General features: G+C 66.4%; 13 protein-coding genes. 6 read left to right on the top strand and 7 right to left on the bottom strand.

Annotated elements, in window-relative coordinates; translation table 11 throughout:
- The first annotated feature begins 1 nt into the window (after nt 1).
- Nucleotides 2-1,129: a hypothetical protein gene (locus NATOC_RS15845; RefSeq protein WP_015322490.1), complete on the top strand. Its 1,128-nt coding sequence runs from the start codon at nt 2-4 to the stop codon at nt 1,127-1,129.
- Between the two features lie 327 nt (nt 1,130-1,456).
- On the opposite strand, the gene NATOC_RS15840 is transcribed toward NATOC_RS15845, so the two are convergent.
- The gene (locus NATOC_RS15840) at nt 1,457-1,642 is read right to left on the bottom strand and encodes a hypothetical protein (protein ID WP_015322489.1); all 186 of its coding nucleotides are present in this window, start codon (nt 1,640-1,642) and stop codon (nt 1,457-1,459) included.
- A 666-nt stretch (nt 1,643-2,308) separates the two neighbouring features.
- Between NATOC_RS15840 and NATOC_RS15835 the strand changes: the two genes are divergently transcribed.
- Nucleotides 2,309-3,616, top strand: coding sequence for an MFS transporter (locus NATOC_RS15835; RefSeq protein WP_015322488.1), 1,308 nt, complete (start codon nt 2,309-2,311; stop codon nt 3,614-3,616).
- Nucleotides 3,617-3,637: 21 nt separating this feature from the next.
- Here NATOC_RS15835 and NATOC_RS15830 read toward each other — a convergent pair whose 3' ends face one another.
- The 4 genes from NATOC_RS15830 to NATOC_RS15815 all read right to left on the bottom strand — a co-directional run bounded on the left by NATOC_RS15830 (nt 3,638) and on the right by NATOC_RS15815 (nt 7,530).
- The gene (locus tag NATOC_RS15830; RefSeq protein ID WP_015322487.1) at nt 3,638-4,648 is read right to left on the bottom strand and encodes an aromatic ring-hydroxylating oxygenase subunit alpha; all 1,011 of its coding nucleotides are present in this window, start codon (nt 4,646-4,648) and stop codon (nt 3,638-3,640) included.
- A 196-nt stretch (nt 4,649-4,844) separates the two neighbouring features.
- The gene (locus tag NATOC_RS15825) at nt 4,845-5,228 is read right to left on the bottom strand and encodes a hypothetical protein (RefSeq protein ID WP_015322486.1); all 384 of its coding nucleotides are present in this window, start codon (nt 5,226-5,228) and stop codon (nt 4,845-4,847) included.
- Entirely contained in the window at nt 5,225-6,319 is a 1,095-nt protein-coding gene (locus NATOC_RS15820) for an aromatic ring-hydroxylating oxygenase subunit alpha (protein ID WP_015322485.1), read from the bottom strand. Before NATOC_RS15820 ends, NATOC_RS15825 begins: the two co-directional genes overlap by 4 nt.
- A gap of 155 nt (nt 6,320-6,474) precedes the next feature.
- Complete coding sequence (locus NATOC_RS15815; protein ID WP_015322484.1) at nt 6,475-7,530, bottom strand: hypothetical protein; 1,056 nt, start codon at nt 7,528-7,530, stop codon at nt 6,475-6,477.
- A gap of 265 nt (nt 7,531-7,795) precedes the next feature.
- Here NATOC_RS15815 and NATOC_RS15810 point away from each other — a divergent pair, with 265 nt between their 5' ends.
- The 4 genes from NATOC_RS15810 (at nt 7,796) to NATOC_RS15790 (ending at nt 16,518) form a co-directional block, all read left to right on the top strand.
- On the top strand, nt 7,796-10,363 hold the full coding sequence (locus NATOC_RS15810) for a GcvT family protein (RefSeq protein WP_015322483.1): 2,568 nt from the start codon (nt 7,796-7,798) through the stop codon (nt 10,361-10,363).
- Nucleotides 10,364-10,877: 514 nt separating this feature from the next.
- Complete coding sequence (locus tag NATOC_RS15800) at nt 10,878-13,427, top strand: GcvT family protein (protein WP_015322482.1); 2,550 nt, start codon at nt 10,878-10,880, stop codon at nt 13,425-13,427.
- 17 nt (nt 13,428-13,444) lie between these two features.
- Nucleotides 13,445-14,689, top strand: a complete 1,245-nt coding sequence (gene ilvA / locus NATOC_RS15795) for a threonine ammonia-lyase (protein ID WP_015322481.1) — start codon at nt 13,445-13,447, stop codon at nt 14,687-14,689.
- A gap of 182 nt (nt 14,690-14,871) precedes the next feature.
- The gene (locus NATOC_RS15790) at nt 14,872-16,518 is read left to right on the top strand and encodes a BCCT family transporter (protein WP_015322480.1); all 1,647 of its coding nucleotides are present in this window, start codon (nt 14,872-14,874) and stop codon (nt 16,516-16,518) included.
- A gap of 173 nt (nt 16,519-16,691) precedes the next feature.
- Here NATOC_RS15790 and NATOC_RS15785 read toward each other — a convergent pair whose 3' ends face one another.
- Both NATOC_RS15785 and NATOC_RS15780 read right to left on the bottom strand, forming a co-directional pair.
- Nucleotides 16,692-17,942, bottom strand: coding sequence for a serine hydroxymethyltransferase (locus tag NATOC_RS15785; protein WP_015322479.1), 1,251 nt, complete (start codon nt 17,940-17,942; stop codon nt 16,692-16,694).
- A gap of 253 nt (nt 17,943-18,195) precedes the next feature.
- Nucleotides 18,196-19,173 (bottom strand): formyltetrahydrofolate deformylase, encoded by a 978-nt coding sequence (locus NATOC_RS15780; RefSeq protein ID WP_015322478.1) that lies wholly within the window; start codon nt 19,171-19,173, stop codon nt 18,196-18,198.
- Nucleotides 19,174-19,581 lie beyond the last annotated feature (408 nt).

Here is a 19,581-nt window from a genome sequence, read left to right as displayed (position 1 = left end):
GATGGCGACTGAAGTCGTCTTCGAACTGCCGTACACGCAGTGGGACTGGCGGATCGGCACGTACATCGCGCTAATCGGGATCGCCAGCGGGGCGTTCCTGATGGGGTACTTCGCGGACGTCCTCTCGTGGCGACGCGGCGTGCGCGAACACGGCAAGATCGCCCAGTACGGCTATCTCGCCGGGTTGATCGGGCTGGCGATCGGACCGCCGGTCCTGCTGTCACACCTCGCGACGCCGCTTCGCGCGCTGATGCTCCCGGTGATCATGACGAACCTGGACTCGTGGATGGCGATCGGCCCGTACCTGCTCGTCGTCTTCGGCCTGGGTGCCGTCCTGATGTTCCTCTGGGTCACGTTCGGCGAGAAGCGCCCGCACCGTCCGACCGCCGAAAGCGGCGAGTCGGTCGCGGCCGACGGCGGCCGAGACGTCGCGTCCGACGGGGGCGACCCCGGAACCGCCGAGGCCGCGACGGGTGGTACGGCCGGCGGCGTCCGCAACGTCGTCCGTCGCGTCGGGCTGCTCGATCGGCTGGACGCGCTCGCCGACTACACCCGCCCCTCGGAGCCGATCCGGCTCGTCCTCGGCGGCGTCTTCGCGATCTTCGCCGCGGGCGTGTTGGTCTACTCCGCGATGGCCTACGGCTCCGGGATGACCGAACGGGTCGCGCTGTGGGACAAGACGTTCCTGCTCCCGGTCCAGATCTTCAGCGGGCTGGGCGCGGGACTGGCCGTGACGGTCGGACTGACGGCGATCGCCGATCGGTCGGTCAGCAGAACGGTCCAGAACTACGCGCTCGGCGCCGCCGGACTGCTCACGGCGACGCTGGTGGCGGTGCTCGCGACGGTTCTCTTGTTGCCCGAGCAGGTCCCTGCGGCCGAGCCAGCCGTCGGGAACCTGCTGACCACTCACGCGACGCTGTTCGTCGGCGTCGCCGTGATCGGCGGACTGGTCGTGCCGATCCTGCTGTCGGTCGGCGCGGTCGTCGGCCAGCGACGCGCTGGACTCTCCCCGACGGCAGCCACGGCGTCGTATGCCGTCGCCGGACTGCTGGTGATCGTCGGCAAGGTTGCACTGGCGATCGCCTACCTGCTCGCCGCCGAGTTCGCGCCGATCCCGCTTCCCGTCTGACCACGCCGTCTCGAACCGAGCGACCGTCGGTTCCGGAACAGGTCGGACGGAACCGCCCTCACTCGATCCCGAACGCATCGGCTCCCAGCCAGCGTACCGATAGCCGATGACACCTCCGGGACGCGACCGCCGACGCGGACGACCACTCGTTCGACTACGAGTGCGGCACCGAACTGCTCGACGTCCTTCGAGAGTCGACTCCGTCGGGGACTGTTTCGCGAGGGGTCGTAGGTCGTCGACTACCGGCGACTCCGGTTCGTGGCAGTTTCGGCGAACGGAGGGGTAAAATAGGGGGCTATTGAAAGATAGGCCCCTGATCTGAACATCTCAACTCAGGAGCGATGTCACGACGAGGTAGCCGATGTACACCACGAGCGCGAGGACGGCCAGCGAGACGACGGCACTGACGACCCACGCCACGAGCCCGAACAGCAACGCGAGCACCTCGAGGACGATCCAGAGCGCGACGATGGCGGCGACCCCGAGGCCGACGATCCGTAACGTTCGTGTCATACCTAGAACGTATACTCGAGGAACAATGAGTGTTTTCGCCGCCGGGCGTGGACGACGGGAGTCGTTCTCGCGTTCGTGATCGATCGCTGCGAGGTCGATCATATATTTGTCTGCTAGAATACTTTGTAATCTGGGTATTTGCCGATATCGTTGATCGGGAGAGTAACGTTCGAGCGAGAAAAAACGGAAATCAGAATAGGTAAAATAGGAGACTATCATACCTGTTAGAATTGAGGGAGGCGATTTACAGCTTCTCTGACGGCTCAAGCTGAGGCCGTCAGAGCTAGCCGGTCGGGAAACTGGTCCGAATGGTCGCCGAGCAGGAGCGGCGTTCGGAGTATCGATAAATAGAAGAAATCAGAGGTAAAATCGTTCTTCCGCCTTGCTTAGAGGTGTCGTCGGGAGATCCACGGTGATCGGAACGCGACCGCCGGTTTCGATCTCGGTCGTCGCGGGTCCTCGCGGACGCTCGCCCCTGCGAGGGGACGAGGACTCGAGACAGCCGAACCAGTGTTTTACACACATACGGACGTAAGAGTATGGTGAAACACGTTCTGTCATACAGCTGTCACCAGCGGACGCGTCAGTCGACGTCCACACCGGTTGCAATCCGCTACCCGTTCCGGAATCTCAAACGCTTTGGGGTCGCGGCCGAGACGCCGTCGTATGTGGTCGTCACCGACGAACCGTCGCTGGCTGCTGTGGGGTGTGCTGGCCGTCTCCTTCCTGCTCGTCAACGTCTACCGACTTTCGACGGCCGTCCTCGCCGACGATCTGATGGCCGCGTTCCGGACGACGGGCGGCCAGCTCGGTACGCTCCACGCCGCCTTTTTCCTCGTCTACGCCGTGATGCAGTTCCCGACGGGCGTCCTCGTCGATCGGATCGGTCCCCGCCGAACTGCCGCCGTCGGCGCGGCAACGATGAACGCCGGCGCGCTCTGGTTCGCGCTGGCGGACGGCTACGGGTCGGCGCTGGGCGCCCGCCTGGTGATCGGTCTCGGCGGGAGCGTGATCTTCGTCTGTTTGCTGCGGTTCTGTGCCAGCTGGTACCGTGTCGACGAGTTCGGCACGATGAACGGCCTGAGCTTCGCCGTCGGCGGCGTCGGCGGCGTCCTCGCGACGACGCCGCTTGCCGTACTGGTCGACGCGACGGGGTGGCGAACGTCGCTGTCGCTGCTTTCGACCGTCGGCCTGGTCGTCGCCGTCGCGACGGCGCTCGTGGTCCGGGATTCGCCCGAACGGGCCGGGCTGGGTCCCATCGACGGCGTCCCCGAACAGTCCCGGCTCACGCTCGCGGAGATCCGTCGTCACGGGCGGGCGGTCCTGCGCGATCGGTGGACCTGGATCGTCAGCGTCCTGCTGTTCTGTACGGGCGGCGTGAACCTCACGCTGTTCGGGCTGTGGGGCATTCCCTACGTCGTACAGGTGTACGACACCTCCGTCGCCGTCGCGTCGCTGTGTACGCTGCTGGGCGGCGTCGGAAGCACGCTCGGTCCGCCGGCGTTCGGCTGGCTCTCGGACCGTCTCGAGCGACGGACCGAGTTCATCGTCGGCGGCGGGCTCTGCTACACCGGTGCGCTCGCCTTGCTCGCCGTCGTCGGCGACCCGCCGCTGGTCGTCGTCGGCGCCGTTTTCTTCGTCACCGGCGCGCTACTGGGAACGTTCGTCCTCACCTACCCGCTGGTGAAGGAACGCCACCCGAGCCGGGCGAGCGGGATCTCGATGGGTGCGATCAACGGCGCCTCGTTCTTCGGTGCCGCCGCCTTTCCGACGCTGATGGGGTGGGTCCTCGACGCCTACTGGACCGGGGAGTTCGTCGGCGGGGTTCGGGTCTACACCGTGACGGGGTACCGGGTCGCGTTCGGGATCGCCGCCGTCGCCGGCCTCGTCACGATCGCCTGTGCGGTCTGGATCCACCGACGGGCCACAGCCGAAACGCTGGAGACACACTCGGAGAAGCGCAGGGAAAGCTGACCGCGCGGTGCGGATCCGACGTCAGGCGTCGTAGGCCTCCTGTGCGAGCCGGTGGAGTTTGTGGACGGTGTGCTCGTTCGGACCCAGCTGGGCCTGTGAGAGCGCGCCCGTCTTCAGCCCCGCCCACTGGCGCTCGACGAGCTCGAAGTCCTCCTCCTGGAGCTGGCGGCTCGTGCGGACGAACTCGCGTTCCTCCTCGGAGAGGTCGCCGTCCCTGAAGTAGTAGTCCGCGATCAGCCGGAAGCGGCCGGTGTCGATCGGGTCGATGATGTAGGTGCCGTAGCCGTCGGCGGTGCCGTACATGTTGACCGTGAAGTTCGGCCAGAGGTAGTGGAACTGTGCCTCGCGGGCGTCGTGAATCCGGAGCTCGTCATCGACGTCCTCGTCGTGGGTGTAGTGGAGAACCCAGTGGTAGTCGTTGACCTCGAGCTCGGAGTCGTTGAGCTCGATCCCTTTGATCCAGTCCTGGTGATTGGCCTGGCAGTGGTCACACTCGGAGTAGTTGCCCGCGAACACCTTCCAGTTGCACTCGACCGCCGAGGTGATCCGGCAGCCGTGTTCGTACTCCCCGAGGGGAAGCGCATCGAGTCGGTCCTTCATCACGCCGGCCTGTTCGGCCAGCGGCATCGGATCGTCGTCGAGGTTCACGAAGATCAGCGGGCCGATGCTGTCGACGTGGACCGCCTCGGCGTCCTCGAGTGCTGCCGTGTCGACGCGTCCGGGGTCGGTCATTGCGGCGTCGTCGACGACGGGCTCGCCCGTCCGGGCCGAGAAGTTCTCGAACGCGCGGACGTCGCCGTCGTCGGCCCGACAGACGACGAGCTCGCGGCCGCCGATGGTTCGGGTGAAGAACTGTCCCGGGTCGGCGATGCTGTTGGCGTGGCCGGCATACACCCAGTACCGCCCGAAGATCTTCTCCTTCTCGAGTTCGAAGATCTCGGGATCGGTGAAGTACCGCGCCGGCAGGGCGTTCGACCTGTCCGTGATGTCCGGGCTAACCGTCTCCGTCTGGGTCTGCTCCCACTGCGTCATATACTCTCACGATCGAGAGTGTTCATCATAGAAGTTCACCAGGTATATATCGTACCCTTATATGACGGATGCGATTCGAGCGGAGCACCGGGCTGTAGACGGCCGTTCGGCTCGACGTTGTAGACGAAGACAATCGGAGCCAGAAGTCGGAACCCGACGGGAGTGACTGAAGTCGTGGGCTTCCGCGATATTTGTGTCAGAACGCGCGCAGATGGTCGTCTCGCGGTTCGTACAGCGCGCCGTTCATGCGGATCTCGTGGGCCGCCTCGAGCGTCTCACCGATGGAGCGTCCCCGATCGCTCATCGCCGCCGCGACGGCCCCGATCGGAACGCCGTCGTCGTACTCGTCTTCGAGCTGGGCGACGACGTCCGCGAGCGTGTAGACCTCGTCGAGGACGTCCTCGGTGACCGCTTCGCCGAGCGACGGCTCGATCCGCTCGAAGGTCACGTCGTGGCCCGTCACACGGTAGTGGCGCCGGTAGAAGTCGACGATCTCGTTGGGCGCGTCGGTCTCGAGGTCGACCTCGCAGTCCGGGCAGCGCGCGGCGTAGGCGGGATCCCGGCGGTCGCTCACCGTCATGCGTCCGATCCCTCCCGAACGAGCTGGCGGAGCTTGGCGGCGATGCGATCGGTCACGCCGACCTGCGCCGACGCGCCGCTCTCGAGGGCGGCCCACTGCTGCTCGGCGCGGTCGGCGTCCTCGGCGCGGCGTTCGCGGGTCCGTCGGACGAGTTCGCGCTCTTGCTCGGAGCGGTCGCCGTCCCGGAAGTAGTAGTCCGCGATCAGCTGGACCCGGTCGGGGCCGACCGGATCGAGGACGACGGTGCCGTAGCCGTCGACGGCGTCGTAGACGTCGACGGCGACGTTCGGCCAGCGGTAGTGGAACTGGGCCTCGATCCCGTCGGGGCGACGGTCCTCGCTTCCGTCGTCGTCGGACGCGGACTCGACCGTCCAGCCGTCCTCGGCGATCGCCAGCGTCCCATCGCCGTCCCGCTCTTCGCTGCCGTCGAAGTGGACGGCCGCGAACAGCTTCCAGTTGCACGCGACCTCCGAGACGATCCGACGGGCGTGTTCGTACTCCTCGAGGGGGAGCGATCCGAGTCGCTCCGCGACGCCGTCGGCACCCTCCGACGGCGCCGTCGGAGCGTCGTCGGCGAGGGTCACGAAGACGAGCGGACCGACCGTATCGACGCGAACGTCGTTCAGCCCGTTCGTTTCGCAGTCGAACTCCTGGACCTCGTCGTCCTCGAGGTCGGGGTTCAGTCTCGCGTCCTCGAAACTCTTCGGCGTGCTCCGGAGGTCGCCGTCGAGGTCGTAGGTCCAGAGATGGTACGGACACTGGATCCGACCGCCGCCGCCGGGGTCGGTCATCGGCGTGTCCTCGACCATCTTCGATCCCCGGTGGGCACAGACGTTGTCGAAGGCCTTCACCTCGCCATCGTGGCCGCGGACGACGATCAGCTGCCGGTCGCCGATGTTCCGGGTGAAGTACTGACCCGGTTCGGCGATGCTGTCGGCGTGGCCGACGTACACCCAGTCGCGCCCGAACACCGTTTCCTTCTCCCGCTCGAAGGCTTCGGGCCCGGTGAATCGCCGCGCCGAGAGTGCGTTCGGTTGCTCCGTACCGTCGTCACTCGCTGCCGAGGCTCGCGAGTCATCCCGCTGTGACATACGGTATCATCAACACAACGGGTACTGAAAACCGTTCACCCGTGCTACTGAACATCAATAAGTACCCCCGTTCGAAAGGAGAGCTGCGATCGTCCGGACGATCGGGCTGTAGAGTGCTCAGATCGGTGGTTTCCCGGTAGCTATCGACACCAACCCTACGAGAGCGCGGGTCGGAAGTCGTCGTACCCCTCCGACGGCGTCCGGGAGCGGTCGGTGCTCCCGCGGATGCGCTCGGCGATCACTTCCCGGGACGGTCCCGCCTCGGGCTCGCTGGACGCGTAGACGCGTCTGACGACGAGATCGAGCAGGTCGAGCTGTGCCAGTAGCTCGCGGGCTCGCTCGCGCTCGAGCTCGAGGCGCCGACAGACCTCCCGCAGCGTCATCGAAGACTCGACGGCGTCGATCAGTTCCTCGAGGTCGACCCCCTCAGGGAGCCCGAGCCCGTCGGCGGCGAGCCGCTCGGTTGGGAGGCGCTCGATCGGGTCGGCGACCTCGTCCGGACTGTCGGGCTCCGGCTCGCTCGCGGACGCCTGCCCGTCCGGCTCGACGTCTTCGTCGACGTCGTACGAGACCGGATCGTGCACTCCGGCGTCGATCATGTACCGACGAACAGTTTCGGCGGCGACGTCCATCTCGAGGACGTCCGCCATCGCCTCGAAGGTATCCAGCGACTCGTAGAGCGCCTCGAGGTACGGGACGTCCTCGTAGGGCGGGACGTCCTCGTCGCGGGCGTCCGCGAGCGCTCGTACAGTCTCGGCGTCGAGCTCCGGGTGGGGGTCGACGGGAGGGTCGTCTTCGGCGTCCTCGCTCGCCGCGAGCTCGGAGTCGATGGCCGGTTCGAGGGTCGGTGGCGTCGAGCCCTCACGTTCCGTCGACTCCACGTCCTCGAACTCGACGGCGAACGTCACGACGACGTCGCCGTCACCGGTCACGCAGGCGCCGTCGCTCGTGATACGAACTCCGTCGGGCGCGTACTCCTCGAGTGCGGGCAGGACCGACGCGTCGAACTCGAGCTGTAGTGTTCCGTCCTCGAGCCGTGCGGTTTCGGGAGCCGAGTCGGAATCACACGGGGAGACGAGGACGTCGACCGAGGCGCTTGGCCCGTCATCGTGCCCGGAGATCGCTGCGTCGACCTGCTGGACCGATCCGCCGTCCGTCTCGTACCGGTCGATTATTTGGGAGAGTGTATCTACCGAGTCACCGATACTCATGATTTGACTACGCTTCGATCCGGTTCGAAGTAAGACTGGGTGGGGAATACTCCGTCCCTTCATATGTACCCCTTCGACGAGGACGCACGGACCGGGTCGCCGCCCGTCGGCGTCGCGGAACCGCTCCGATCCGGAAACCGATCGCGCCGCATGGCTTCCCGGGCGGCCGAGCGAAACTCTACCTGTCATCGAACGTATCGATCGTTGGAACAGTACCCCGGGGCGATAACTATATTTGTCCCCCAGCGGGATATCGATGCGAGTTATGGACACGCACGATAGTCTGCCGGCCGAGGCCGATACGGTCATCGTCGGCGCCGGTATCGTCGGCTGTAGCACGGCGTACCACCTGACCGAGTTCGGACGCGAGGACGTCGTCGTCGTCGATCAGGGGCCGCTCCCGACCACGGGCGGGTCCTCGAGCCACGCGCCGGGGATCATGTTCCAGACCGCCGAGGAGAAGGTGTTGACCAAGTTCGCGAACTACAGCCGCAAGCTGTACTCGCAACTCGAGGACGACGACGGGAACCAGCTCTACAGCGAGACGGGCGGGATCGAGGTTGCCCGGACCGACGAGCGGATGGAGTTCCTCCAGCGCCGGGTCGAGCACGGCACCGCCTGGGGCGTTCCGGATCCGCAGCTCCTCTCGCCGGAAAAGGTCGAGGAGAAGCTACCGCTGGTCGACAGCGACGTTATCCAGGGCGGCTACTACTCGCCGACCGACGGCCAGGTGTCAGGCGTCAAGGCCTGCGCCGCGCTGGCGAAGGCGTCGATGGACCGGGGCGCGAAGTTCGTTCCGCACACCCGGACCGAGGACGTCGCGGTCGAGGACGGCGAGGTGCAGGCGGTCGTCACCGAGCACGGCAACATCGACTGTGACGAGGTCGTGATCGCGACGAACATCTGGGCGCGTCAGCTGGGCGAACAGCTCGGGGTCCACCTCCCGGTGACGCCGGTCGAACACCAGTACACGATCACCGAGCCCCTCGAGGAGCTTTCCGACGACCGGGACGTCACCGACGATCCGGTCTACGAAAACTACCGCGAGGTCTCCGGCGAGAGGGCCGATCGCCTGCTCGCGAACCCGGATCGGCCGATCCTCCGGGACCAGGACCACGCGCTGTACTTCCGGACCCACGGCGACGCCTACGGGATCGGTTCGTACAACCACGAGCCGCTGGTGCCGGACCCCCAGGAGCTGGGCGGCAACGAGGAGGACGGCGAGCAGGGCTCGGTCCACGAGTTCTCCGACTACCACCTGAACAACCCGACCCACCCCGATCGCCCGGACAAGGCGCCCCGCCAGGCCAGCGACGAGCTGTTGCCCGCCACCGAGGGCAAGGAGCTCGAGCACAAGTACAACGGGATGTTCGCGGAGTCGCCGAACGGCCTCCCCGTGATGGGGCCCGTCCAGGAGTACGACGGGCTCTGGACCGCCGCGGCCATCTGGGTCACCCACGCCGGCGGCGCGGGGCGAGCGCTGGCCGAGTGGATGGAGACCGGTGCCCCGAAGCTGCCCGACGGACCGATCGACCTCTCGCACTGTAACGTCAACCGGTTCCAGCCCCACGAGGGCAGCTGGGACTTCGCCCGCGACATCGGAGGCGAGGAGTACCGGATCGTCTACAACATCGTCCACCCCAAGTGGACCTGGACGGACCACCAGCGGGATATCCGCCGCAGCTCGGTCTACCACAAACTGCAGGAGCTCGACGCCGAGCTGTGGGCCGAGGCCGGCTGGGAGGAGGCCCAGTGGTTCGATTCGAACGCCGACCTGCTGGCGCGCTACGGCGAGGATGTCCCCGAGCGGGACGGCTGGGAGGCGAAGTACTGGTCGCCGATCGAGGGTGCCGAGTCCCTGCACGTCCGTAACGAGGTCGGCATCCACGATATGACCTCGTTCAACAAGCTGGCGGTCAGCGGACAGGGCGCCGACGAGTTCCTCCAGTATCTGTGTACCAACGACATGGATATCGACGTTGGTCAGATTCGGTACACCCTCCTGTGCAACGAGGAGGGCGGCGTGCGCGCCGACGTCACCGTCACCCGGACCGACGAGGACCGCTACCTCGTGCTCACGACGGGTCGGGAGGTCGGCCAGAACCACGTCGCCTGGGTCGAGAAACACGCCCCCGAGGACGTCACGGTCCGGGAGGTCACCTCGGAGCTCTCCTCGTTCGTCCTCACGGGGCCGAACGCCCGCGACGTGTTGAGCGAGGTGACGCGAGCGGATCTCTCCGACGAGGCGTTCCCGTTCTACACCACCCAGGAGCTGTTCGTGAAGAACGTCCCGGTGCGGGCACTGCGTCTCTCCTATGCGGGCGAGCTCGGCTGGGAGCTGTACACGCCAAGCGAGTACGGCGAGCAGCTCTGGGAGCACCTCTGGGAGGCCGGGCAGGATCACGACCTCCGGCCGTACGGCAACGGCACGCTCGACTCGCTTCGCATCGAGAAAGGGTTCCGGCTGTGGGGCCAGGATCTGCACACCGAGCACAACCCCTACGAGGCCGGGTTGAGCTTCGCGGTCGACCTCGAGACCGACTTCATCGGGAAGGAGGCGGTCGTCGAGGCCGCGGAGGGCGAACGGATCGACCACGAGGTGGCCTGCCTGACGCTGGACGACGAGGACGCGGTCGTCTTCAAGGACCGGCCCGTCCTCGACGGCGACGAGTCGCTGGGGTACGTCCACAGCGCGGAGTACGGCTACACCGTCGGCGCCTGCGTCGCCTACGCCTACCTCCCGCCGGAGTATGCCGAGCCCGGCACCGACGTCGAGATCCTCCACGAGGGCGAGCGCTACGCCGCGACGGTCCGGGAGGAACCGCTGTTGTAGCTCGACGACGAACTTTTTGAGCGGGCTCGACGCGAAAAGACAGGGACCTACTGGTGCTATGGGAGAGGGGCGCCACCGTTGTGTCGCCCCCGCTGCATGGCAGAGACACCTATCGTCAGGTGCCAGCCGATCGTTGACAGCTGTCCACGAAGTAGGTTCAGGGGGAATAGTTGTGGTGTTTATCCCCGCGCCGACAGGCGGCCCCGACTACTCACGTCTCGAACCGGCGGACGTCGGTCCCGGGATCGATCGGTCTGCCGAGAGAGCAACGGCCAGCGCTGCGGTCGTCGGTCCGTGTCGGAAATCGAGGTTCGATTCCACGCGGCCGCAAACGTCGACACCGCAGGGGGAGGCGTCGTGATCGATCTCGACTCTCACAACTCCTATCAGAAGATCGTGATATTGTGGAGTCGCGGATCGAAACCGCCGTTCGAACCGTCGAATCGAACTGTTCGTCGTGTTTCGAGCGGCTGACCGATGCACTTATAGGATCGACCCGCACACAGTGTGGCATATGAGCACAGACGCCTTACCATCGAGCGCCGAGACGGTGATCATCGGCGCCGGAGCGGTCGGATGCAGCGTCGCGTACCACCTCACGGAGCTGGGCGCCGAGGACGTCGTCGTCCTCGACAAGGGGCCGCTGCCGGTGACCGGCGGGTCCTCGACCCACGCCCCGGGGATCATGTTCCAGACCTCCCCCTCGAAGATCCAGACGAAGACGGCCCACTACACGACTCGCCTGCTGAAGGACGCGGGCGTTTACAACGAGACCGGCGGGATCGAGCTCGCCCGCTCGGAGGAACGGATGGACTTTCTCCGTCGGCGCGTCGAGTGGGCCACCGCCTACGGGCTCCCCGAGCCGGAGTTGCTGGAACCCGAGGAGGTCACGGAACGGCTGCCGCTGGTCGACGCCGAGGAGATCCTCGGGGGGTACTACTCGCCGACCGACGGCCAGGTCGCCGGCACCGACGCGCTCCAGTGGTACATCGAGACGACGCCCGCGTCGTTCCACGGCCACACCGAGGTAACCGACCTCGAACTCGAGGACGACGCCGTGCGGGCGGTCGAAACCGACCGCGGTCGCATCGAGTGTGACCGCTGCGTGCTGGCGACGAACAACTGGGCCTATCAGACCGGGCAGCTGGCGGATGTCGAGCTGCCGATCGCCCCGGTCGAACACCAGTACGTCGTCACCGAACCGCTCGAGGAGCTGCGGGGCAACGAACGGGCCGACGACGCCGTCACCGGGCTCGAGATTCCGGGCGATCGAGAGATCACCGAGTCGATGGCCCAGCCCCCGGACCGTCCGGTCGGCCGGGACCAGGACAACTCGCTGTACTTCCGGACCCACGGCGAGGGGTACGGGCTGGGCTCGTACAACCACGAGCCGCTCGTGGTCGACCCCGACGAGATGGGGTCGAACTCGGCGGAGAGCCAGGCGTCGGTCCACAGCTTCACCGAAAAGCACTGGCGGAAGGCGACCCACCCGAACCGCGAGAAGTCGCCGAAACAGGCGTTCGACGAGCTGCTGCCCGCGACAGCCGACGCGGAGTTCGACGCCACCGAGAACGGGATCTTCGTCTACACGCCCGATGGGATGCCCGTGCTCGGCGAAACCGCACAGGTCGACGGGCTCTGGACCGGGCTCGCGATCTGGTGGACCCACTCGGGCGGCTACGGGAAGATCCTCGCCGAGTGGATGGAGACAGGCGTCCCGCGGCTGCCGTCGGGACCCGTCGATACGAGCGGGATCGACGTCAACCGGTTCGAACCCCACGCGGGGAACAAGCAGTACTTCATGGACCGGGGCGGGATGCGCTACCAGCAGGTCTACAGCATCGTCGAACCCCGCTGGCAGCCCGCAGATCGCCGCGGGCTCCGGACGAGTCCGTTCTACCACCGCCAGCAGGAACTGGGCGCGGAGTTCTATCAGAGCGGCGGCTGGGAAGTTCCGCAGTGGTACGAGTCAAACGCCGACCTCGTCTCGGAGTACGAGGACCGAATCCCCGACCAGGACGGCTGGCAGGGGAGCAACCGCTCCCCGATCGAGGGCGCCGAGCACCTCCACACCCGCGAGAAGGTGTCGATGTACGATATGACGACGTTCAGCTCGATCATGGTCGAGGGGAGCGACGCCGGCGACTTCCTCCAGCGGGTCTGTAGCAACGACATGGACCTCTCGATCGGCCAGGTCCGCTACACCACGATGTTGAACGAAGGGGGGACCGTCCTCGCGGACCTCACCGTCGCCCGCCTCGACGACGATGAGTACATGGTGACGACCGGCGGCGGGAACTCGCCGGGGATCCACGGCTCCTGGCTCGAGGAACACGCCCCCGAGACGGTCTCGGTCACGGTCGAGGAGTCCGCGAAGAGCACGATCGGACTCTGGGGGCCAAACGCACGACTGCTCCTCCAGCGGACGACCGAGGCCGACCTCTCGAACGATGCGTTCCCCTACTTCAGCGGGAAGCGGATCTACGTCGGGGACGTGCCCGTGATCGCCCTGCGGCTTTCCTACGTCGGCGAACTCGGCTGGGAGCTGTGGGCGCCCACCGAGTACGGACAGAAACTCTGGGATACCCTCTGGGAGGCCGGACAGGATCTCGGCGTCCGTCCCATGGGTGCCGGTGCGGTCGAGTCGATGCGCCTCGAGAAAGGGTTCCGGCTGTGGGGGGCCGACGTCGATACGGACGTCAACCCCTACGAGGCCGGACTCCCGTTCGCGGTCGATCTCGACACCGACTTCGTCGGGAAGGAAGCGCTCGTCGAGGCCAGAGACGACGGGATCGACCAGCGGGTCGCCTGCCTCACCCTCGACGACTCGACGGACGCGATGCTCGGCGGCCGGCCCGTCTACGCGGACGGCGAGGCGGTTGGCTACGTCCAGGCCGGCGACTACGGGTACAGCGTCGGCGAGTCGATCGCGTACACCTACCTGCCCGAGGAGTACGCCGCCGCCGGGACGTCGGTCCGAATCGAGTGCGAGGGTCGGAGCTACGACGCGACGGTTCGGGACGAGCCGCTGTTCGATCCCGGCCGCGACAAAATTATCCGGTAGCCGGGAGAGCTATGCGTATGAACGAATCACAGGAATCCGAACTGGCGGTACAGTACGAGGACGTCGAACGGGCACGCGAGCGACTCGACGACGAGTCGGTCGTGAAGCGAACGCCGATCGAGCGCAGCACGTCGCTGGGGGAGGTGGTCGACGCCGACGTCTACCTCAAGATGGAACACCTCCAGTGGACGGGCTCGTTCAAGACCCGCGGCGCGTACAACAAGATCAGCCAGGCGGTCGCGGACGGCGCCGACGAGTTCGTCGCGGCCAGCGCGGGCAACCACGCGCAAGGCGTCGCGCTGGCGGCGACGGAGTGTGGCGCCGACTCGACGATCGTCATGCCGAAACACGCCCCCCAGGCGAAGATCGACGCGACCCGGAGCTACGGAGCGACGGTCGAGCTCGTCGGCCGGGACTTCCAGGAGGCGATGGAGTACGCCCAGTCCTACGCGGCCGATCACGACGTCGAGTTCGTCCACGCCTACGACGATCCCGCGATCGTCGCCGGCCAGGGCACGCTGGGAATCGAGATGCACGAGGACCTCCCCGAAGTCGACACCGTCATCGTCCCGATCGGCGGCGGCGGGCTGATAAGCGGGATCTCGACGGCGCTCGATCATCTCTCCCCCGAGACGCGAGTCGTCGGCGTCCAGGCGACGGGCGCCCAGACCGTCCACGAGAGCCTCGATAAGGGCGTTCCCGTCACGCTCGATACGGTGGACACGATCGCCGACGGGATCGCCACCGGAGGGATCTCCGAGCTGACCCTCGATCTCATCGAGGCTCACGTCGACGAGGTCGTCACCGTCACCGACTCCCAGATCGCCAGCGCGATCCTGCTCTTGCTCGAGCGCGCAAAGCAGGTCGTCGAGGGGGCGGCCGCGGCGTCGGTCGCGGCGCTGCTGTCCGACGACCTGGACGTCGGCGGCGAAACCGTGATGCCCCTGCTGTGTGGGGGGAACCTCGATATGACGATGCTCCAGACCGTCCTGATCCACGCGCTCACCGGGCGGGGCCAGATCCTGCGCCTGCGCGTGAAGATCAACGATATGCCCGGCAAGATGACCGAGCTCTCGGGGATCATCGCCGACCACGGCGCGAACATCCAGACGGTCCGTCACGACCGCGCCGTCGAGGAGCTCAACGTCGGCGAGGCCTACCTCGTCTTCCAGATCGAGACCAGCGGGATCGAACACGCCGCCGCGATCATCGATAGCATCGAGGCCGAGGGGTACGACGTCGAGGACGTCAACCGCGAGTAGGGGCGTCCTCGTTCCCGAACCGAACGCGATTCACGACTCCGATACACGACGGAGACGGACGCCCGTCGCACGAACTAGCTGGAAGAGAATATCTAGCATGTTACGACAGCGCACCGAGCGGACGAAACGGCGCACCGAGCGACGAACCGACCGAGCGATCCGGGTACCGGAGGTGAGAACGCGTGGCTGGCTCTGAATCGACCGGGCCGCTGCGGCGGTTCGCCGAGGAGCTCGACGTCGCCGTGTTCGCGGTTGGGTTCACCATCGCGACCGCGGCGGTCCTCGCGTTCGTGCTTCGCCCCGAAGCGGCGTCGACGCTGATGGCCGGCGCGAACGACGTTCTGTGGACTGCCGCCGGCTGGTGGTACCTGGCCGCGATGTTCATCCTCGTCGCGTTCGTCGGCTTCCTGATCTTTGGGCCGTGGGGGAACATCAAACTCGGTGACGACGACGAGCGCCCGGAGTTTGCCTTCCCGGCGTACTTCGCGATGCTGTACTCTGCAGGGATCGCTGCAGGGATCGTGTTCTGGGGCCCCGCCGAGGCCGTCTTCCACTACGACGCCGTCTCGCCGTTCGTCGACGCCGAGTCCCAGTCCTCGGGGGCCGCGGTCAGCGCGATCCAGTACACGTTCTTCCACTGGGGCGTCTCCGCCTGGACCGCCTACGTGGTGATGGCACTGCCGATCGCGTACTTCGCCTACCGCTACGACGCCCCGCTTCGTATCTCGACGGTGATCGCGCCGTGGGTCGGCCTCGAGAACCTCGACGGCCCGCTGGCGAAGTCGATCGACGTCCTCGCAGTGTTCGCCACGATCGGGGGTGTCGCGACCACGCTCGGGCTGGTCGGGAGCCAGTTCCTCGTCGGCATCGAGTGGACCACCGGTGCCAGCGTCGGCGACGCCGGCACAGTGGCGGTGATCACCGGCCTCACGGTCGCGTTCACCGTCTCGGTCGCGCTCGGGGTCCGCAAGGGGATCCGACGGCTCTCGTATTTCAACATGGGGCTGTTCGTGCTCGTGACCGTCGCGACGTTCCTGCTCGGGCCCACGACACAAATCATGTCGATGGGAACCCAGGCGCTCGGTGCCTATATCAACGACTTCATCACGATGAGTTTCTACACCGGCTCCGGCGCCGCGGGCGGTTCGGGCGTCGCCGAGTGGGTCGGCGACTGGACGATCTTCTACTGGGCCTGGTGGTTCTCCTGGACGCCGTTCGTCGGCCTCTTCATCGCGCGGATCTCGCGGGGCCGAACGGTCCGACAGGTTGCCGTCACGGGCGTGATCGCCTCGACCGGCATCACGGTCCCCTGGTTCGCGACCATGGGCGGGACGGCGATCTTCCTCCAGGACAGCGGCCGTGCTGACATCCTCGCGGTCGTCGGCGAGCTCGGCGAGGCGGGGTCGGGCTACCCGCTGTTCGAGGCGCTGCCACTCGGTGGCATCCTGACCGTGCTGTTCCTGGTGCTCGTGACGACGTTCCTGATCACGTCGGCCGACTCCTCGACGCTCGCGCTCGGCATGCTAACCACCGGCGGCGTCGAGGAACCCTCGACGATCAACCGCGTCATCTGGGGCTTTCTCATCGGGGCGCTTGCTTCCTTGCTAATGGTCACCGGCGGCGTCGACGCGCTTCAGCAGGCCGCGATCATCACCGGTGGCCCGTTCTCGATCATCGCCCTGCTCGCGGTGATCTCGATGATCGCCGCGTTCGGCGCCCGGCGACCCCTGTTCCTCCGGGAGGAAGACGAGCTCTCGATCGGGTCCTCGGATCTCGAAACGTCCAGTGCGGACCCAGACCCCGAAACGGTCGATCCGTCCGACGACTGACCGTCCGGGACTTCGGTACTCTCCTGGCGCCGCTTCACCGTCGTCCGTGCCGTCGGACCGAAACCGAGCCCAACGGTACTGGCATCCCGTAGTCCGAGGACGGACGTCGCCGTCTCAAAACTGCGGCGACGAGGACGCGGACGGAACGCCCGCGGGCCCTCCTCGATCCAAAACTAGTCGTAGATCGGATGCGTTTCACAGAGGTCGTCGACCCGCGAGGCGACGCGGTCGGCGACGGCTTCGTCCTCGGGCGCGTCGAGGACGTCGACGATACAGTCGGCGACGGTCTCCATTTCCGCCTCGTCGAACCCGCGCGTGGTCAGCGCCGGCGTGCCGACGCGGATCCCGCTTGTGACCATCGGCGATCTGGTCTCGCCGGGGACGCTGTTTTTGTTGACGACGACGCCGACGTCGCTCAGCAACGATTCGGCCTCCGTCCCGGTGAGTTCGGGGTGAGAGTCTCGAAGGTCGACCAGCAGGAGGTGTTTGTCGGTGCCGCCGCTGACAAGCGAGAGTCCTCGCTCCCGGAAGACGTCGGCGAGTCGCTGTGCGTTCGCGACGACCTGCTCGGCGTAGCGCTCGAACGCGTCCGTCTGGGCCTCCGCGAAGCCGACGGCCTTGCCCGCGACGTTGTGCATCAGCGGCCCACCCTGGGCACCAGGGAAGACCGCCGAGTCGATATCGTCGGCGTACTCCGCGTCGCACACGACGATCCCACCGCGACCCGCGCGGATGGTCTTGTGCGTGCTTCCGGTGACGAACTCGGCGTGCTCGACGGGTGAGGCGTGGACGCCGGCGGCCACGAGCCCGGTCACGTGGGCGATATCCGCGAGGTGGAAGGCGTCGACCGCGTCCGCGATTGCCCCGATGCGCTCGTAGTCGAACTCGCGGGGATACGCCGAGGAGCCGCTGACAATCATCGCGGGCTCGGTTTCGCGGGCCTGCCGCTCGAGTTCATCGTAGTCGATGTAGCCGGTGTCCGGGTCGACTCCGTACTGCTCGACGTCGTAGAGCTGTCCGGAGAAGTTGACGCTGTGGCCGTGGCTCAGGTGGCCGCCGTGGTCGAGATCGAGCGAGAGGATCCTGTCGCCGGGTTCGAGGACGGCGAAGTAGACACTCATGTTCGCCTGGGTTCCGCTGTGGGGCTGGACATTGGCGTGGTCGGCGCCGAACAGGTCTCGGGCTCGCTCGATCGCCTCCGCCTCGACGGTGTCGACGTGTTCGCAGCCGCCGTAGTATCGCCCGCCGGGGTACCCCTCCGCGTACTTGTTCGTCAGCGTACTGCCCTGGGCCTCGAGGACGGCCGCCGAGACGTGGTTCTCCGATGCGATCATTCCGAGCGTCGACTCCTGACGATCGCGTTCGCGATCGATGGCGTCGGCGACGCTCGGGACTGTGCGGTCGAGTGGCTGGTCGAACGCCATACCACGAGTAGCGAGAACCCGGAGTAAGTATCTTGCGTGCGTGAGTTTCCAACCACGATATGTAAGACGCGTGTCCAGTAGTGGACCGTACGGGCGACGAAATCGGACGCGTTCGTGACCAAAAACTGCGGGTCGTCCTCGTCGACAGCCTCGGCGTAGACGGACGACGACGGAGTCGATCCGGCCGGTCAGAGACGCTCCGGTCGGAAGCAGGATCGAGTCGGTTTCGAGGAAACAGTCCGCGGAGTCGGCGTCAGTCGTCCGCAACGGCCGTGTTATCCCGCTCGTCGCCGGCCAGCGTCTCGCGTTCGTCGACCGGCGCGTCGGGGTTCGCGCGGTCCAGTTCCTCGGGGGCGCCGAGCTGTGCGGTCGATCGGTTCGGTCGCTCGAGTTCCGTTCGGCCGTCCGCGACGACGAGTTCGTCCTCGAGGTGCAACTCGATGGCCTCGAGCAAGGCGTCGGCTTCGAGGGGCTGGCCGCGTGCCTTGAGCTCGGCCTCGGTCGCGTCGGCGGGAACGTTGAACGCGCGCTGGGTGATGATCGGCCCCTGATCGAGGTCGGTGGTCACGTAGTGTGCGGTGACCCCGGTGATTCGAGCTCCCTTCTGGAGGGCCTGGCGGTAGGCCGCGGCACCGGGGAACGCCGGCAGCAGCGATGGGTGGACGTTGATGATCCGATCCTCGTACCGGAAGACGACCTCCGGCGAGAGGATCTGGATGTACCGGGCCAGCGTGATTAAGTCGATCCCGTACTCGGCGAGCAGCTCGAGTAACTCGTCCTCGTCCGGGGTTCCGCTCTCGTCGCCGACGTCGTGGAACGGGACGCCGTACTCGGCGGCGAGCGGACGGAGATCGTCGTGGTTCCCGATGACGACCTCGAGATCCGCACCGAGTTCGCCGTCGTCCCACGCTTCGAGCAACGCCTCCAGACAGTGGCTCTCTTTGGTGACCAGGACGGCGATCGACTGATTCTCGCAGCCCGAAGGGTACCGTACCTGTACGTCGGCGTCGAACTCGTCGCCAAGCGCCCGCAGTTCCGCCCGGAGCGTTGACCGTGAGAGCGCCATCGACGCGGTGTCGACTCTGGCGGTCAGCCGGAAGGTTCCCTCCCGGTCGGCCTGATCGAGGTCGAGCAGTTCGACATCGCGCTCGACCAGGAAGGTAGTCAGTTCCGCGATGACGCCCGAGTCGTCCTCGCCGATGAGGGTGATCTCGGTGGCGTCGCGGCTCATCTGTTCGACCCTCGCTCACGGCCGGTCACCGCTACCGTCGCCCGTCGTAGTCGCTTCTCGAACCGTTCGGCGTGCTCGTTTCGTGCCATCCGGTGCCACAGTACCCGCCGGGTAGTAATGAACGTTGATCCACCTCCCGTCGCGCCGAGAGGACGTGGTTCGGCGCGCTCGACCTATCAGATACGCGAGTGGTTTCGGATCGGTCCTCGAGGTGAACCGCAGCCCTGGATAGTTTAAACTTCTTTTCTATTTTTCTTACTTGAGTATGTTCGGCACAGTGCGGGTTCAAAGCGAGTACTACTCGAGGAACAATAGAAACAATCGTAGTCTAGTTTATCATCGACCCGATCCGGAGCCGAAGCGACGAGCTGGGTCCGGGGGTCCCCGGACGTCGCGAGCGGAACTCGA

Origin of the sequence: Natronococcus occultus SP4, assembly GCF_000328685.1 — an archaeon.
Classification (GTDB): Archaea; Halobacteriota; Halobacteria; order Halobacteriales; family Natrialbaceae; genus Natronococcus; species Natronococcus occultus.
This window is presented reverse-complemented; position numbering and strand designations above follow the sequence as displayed.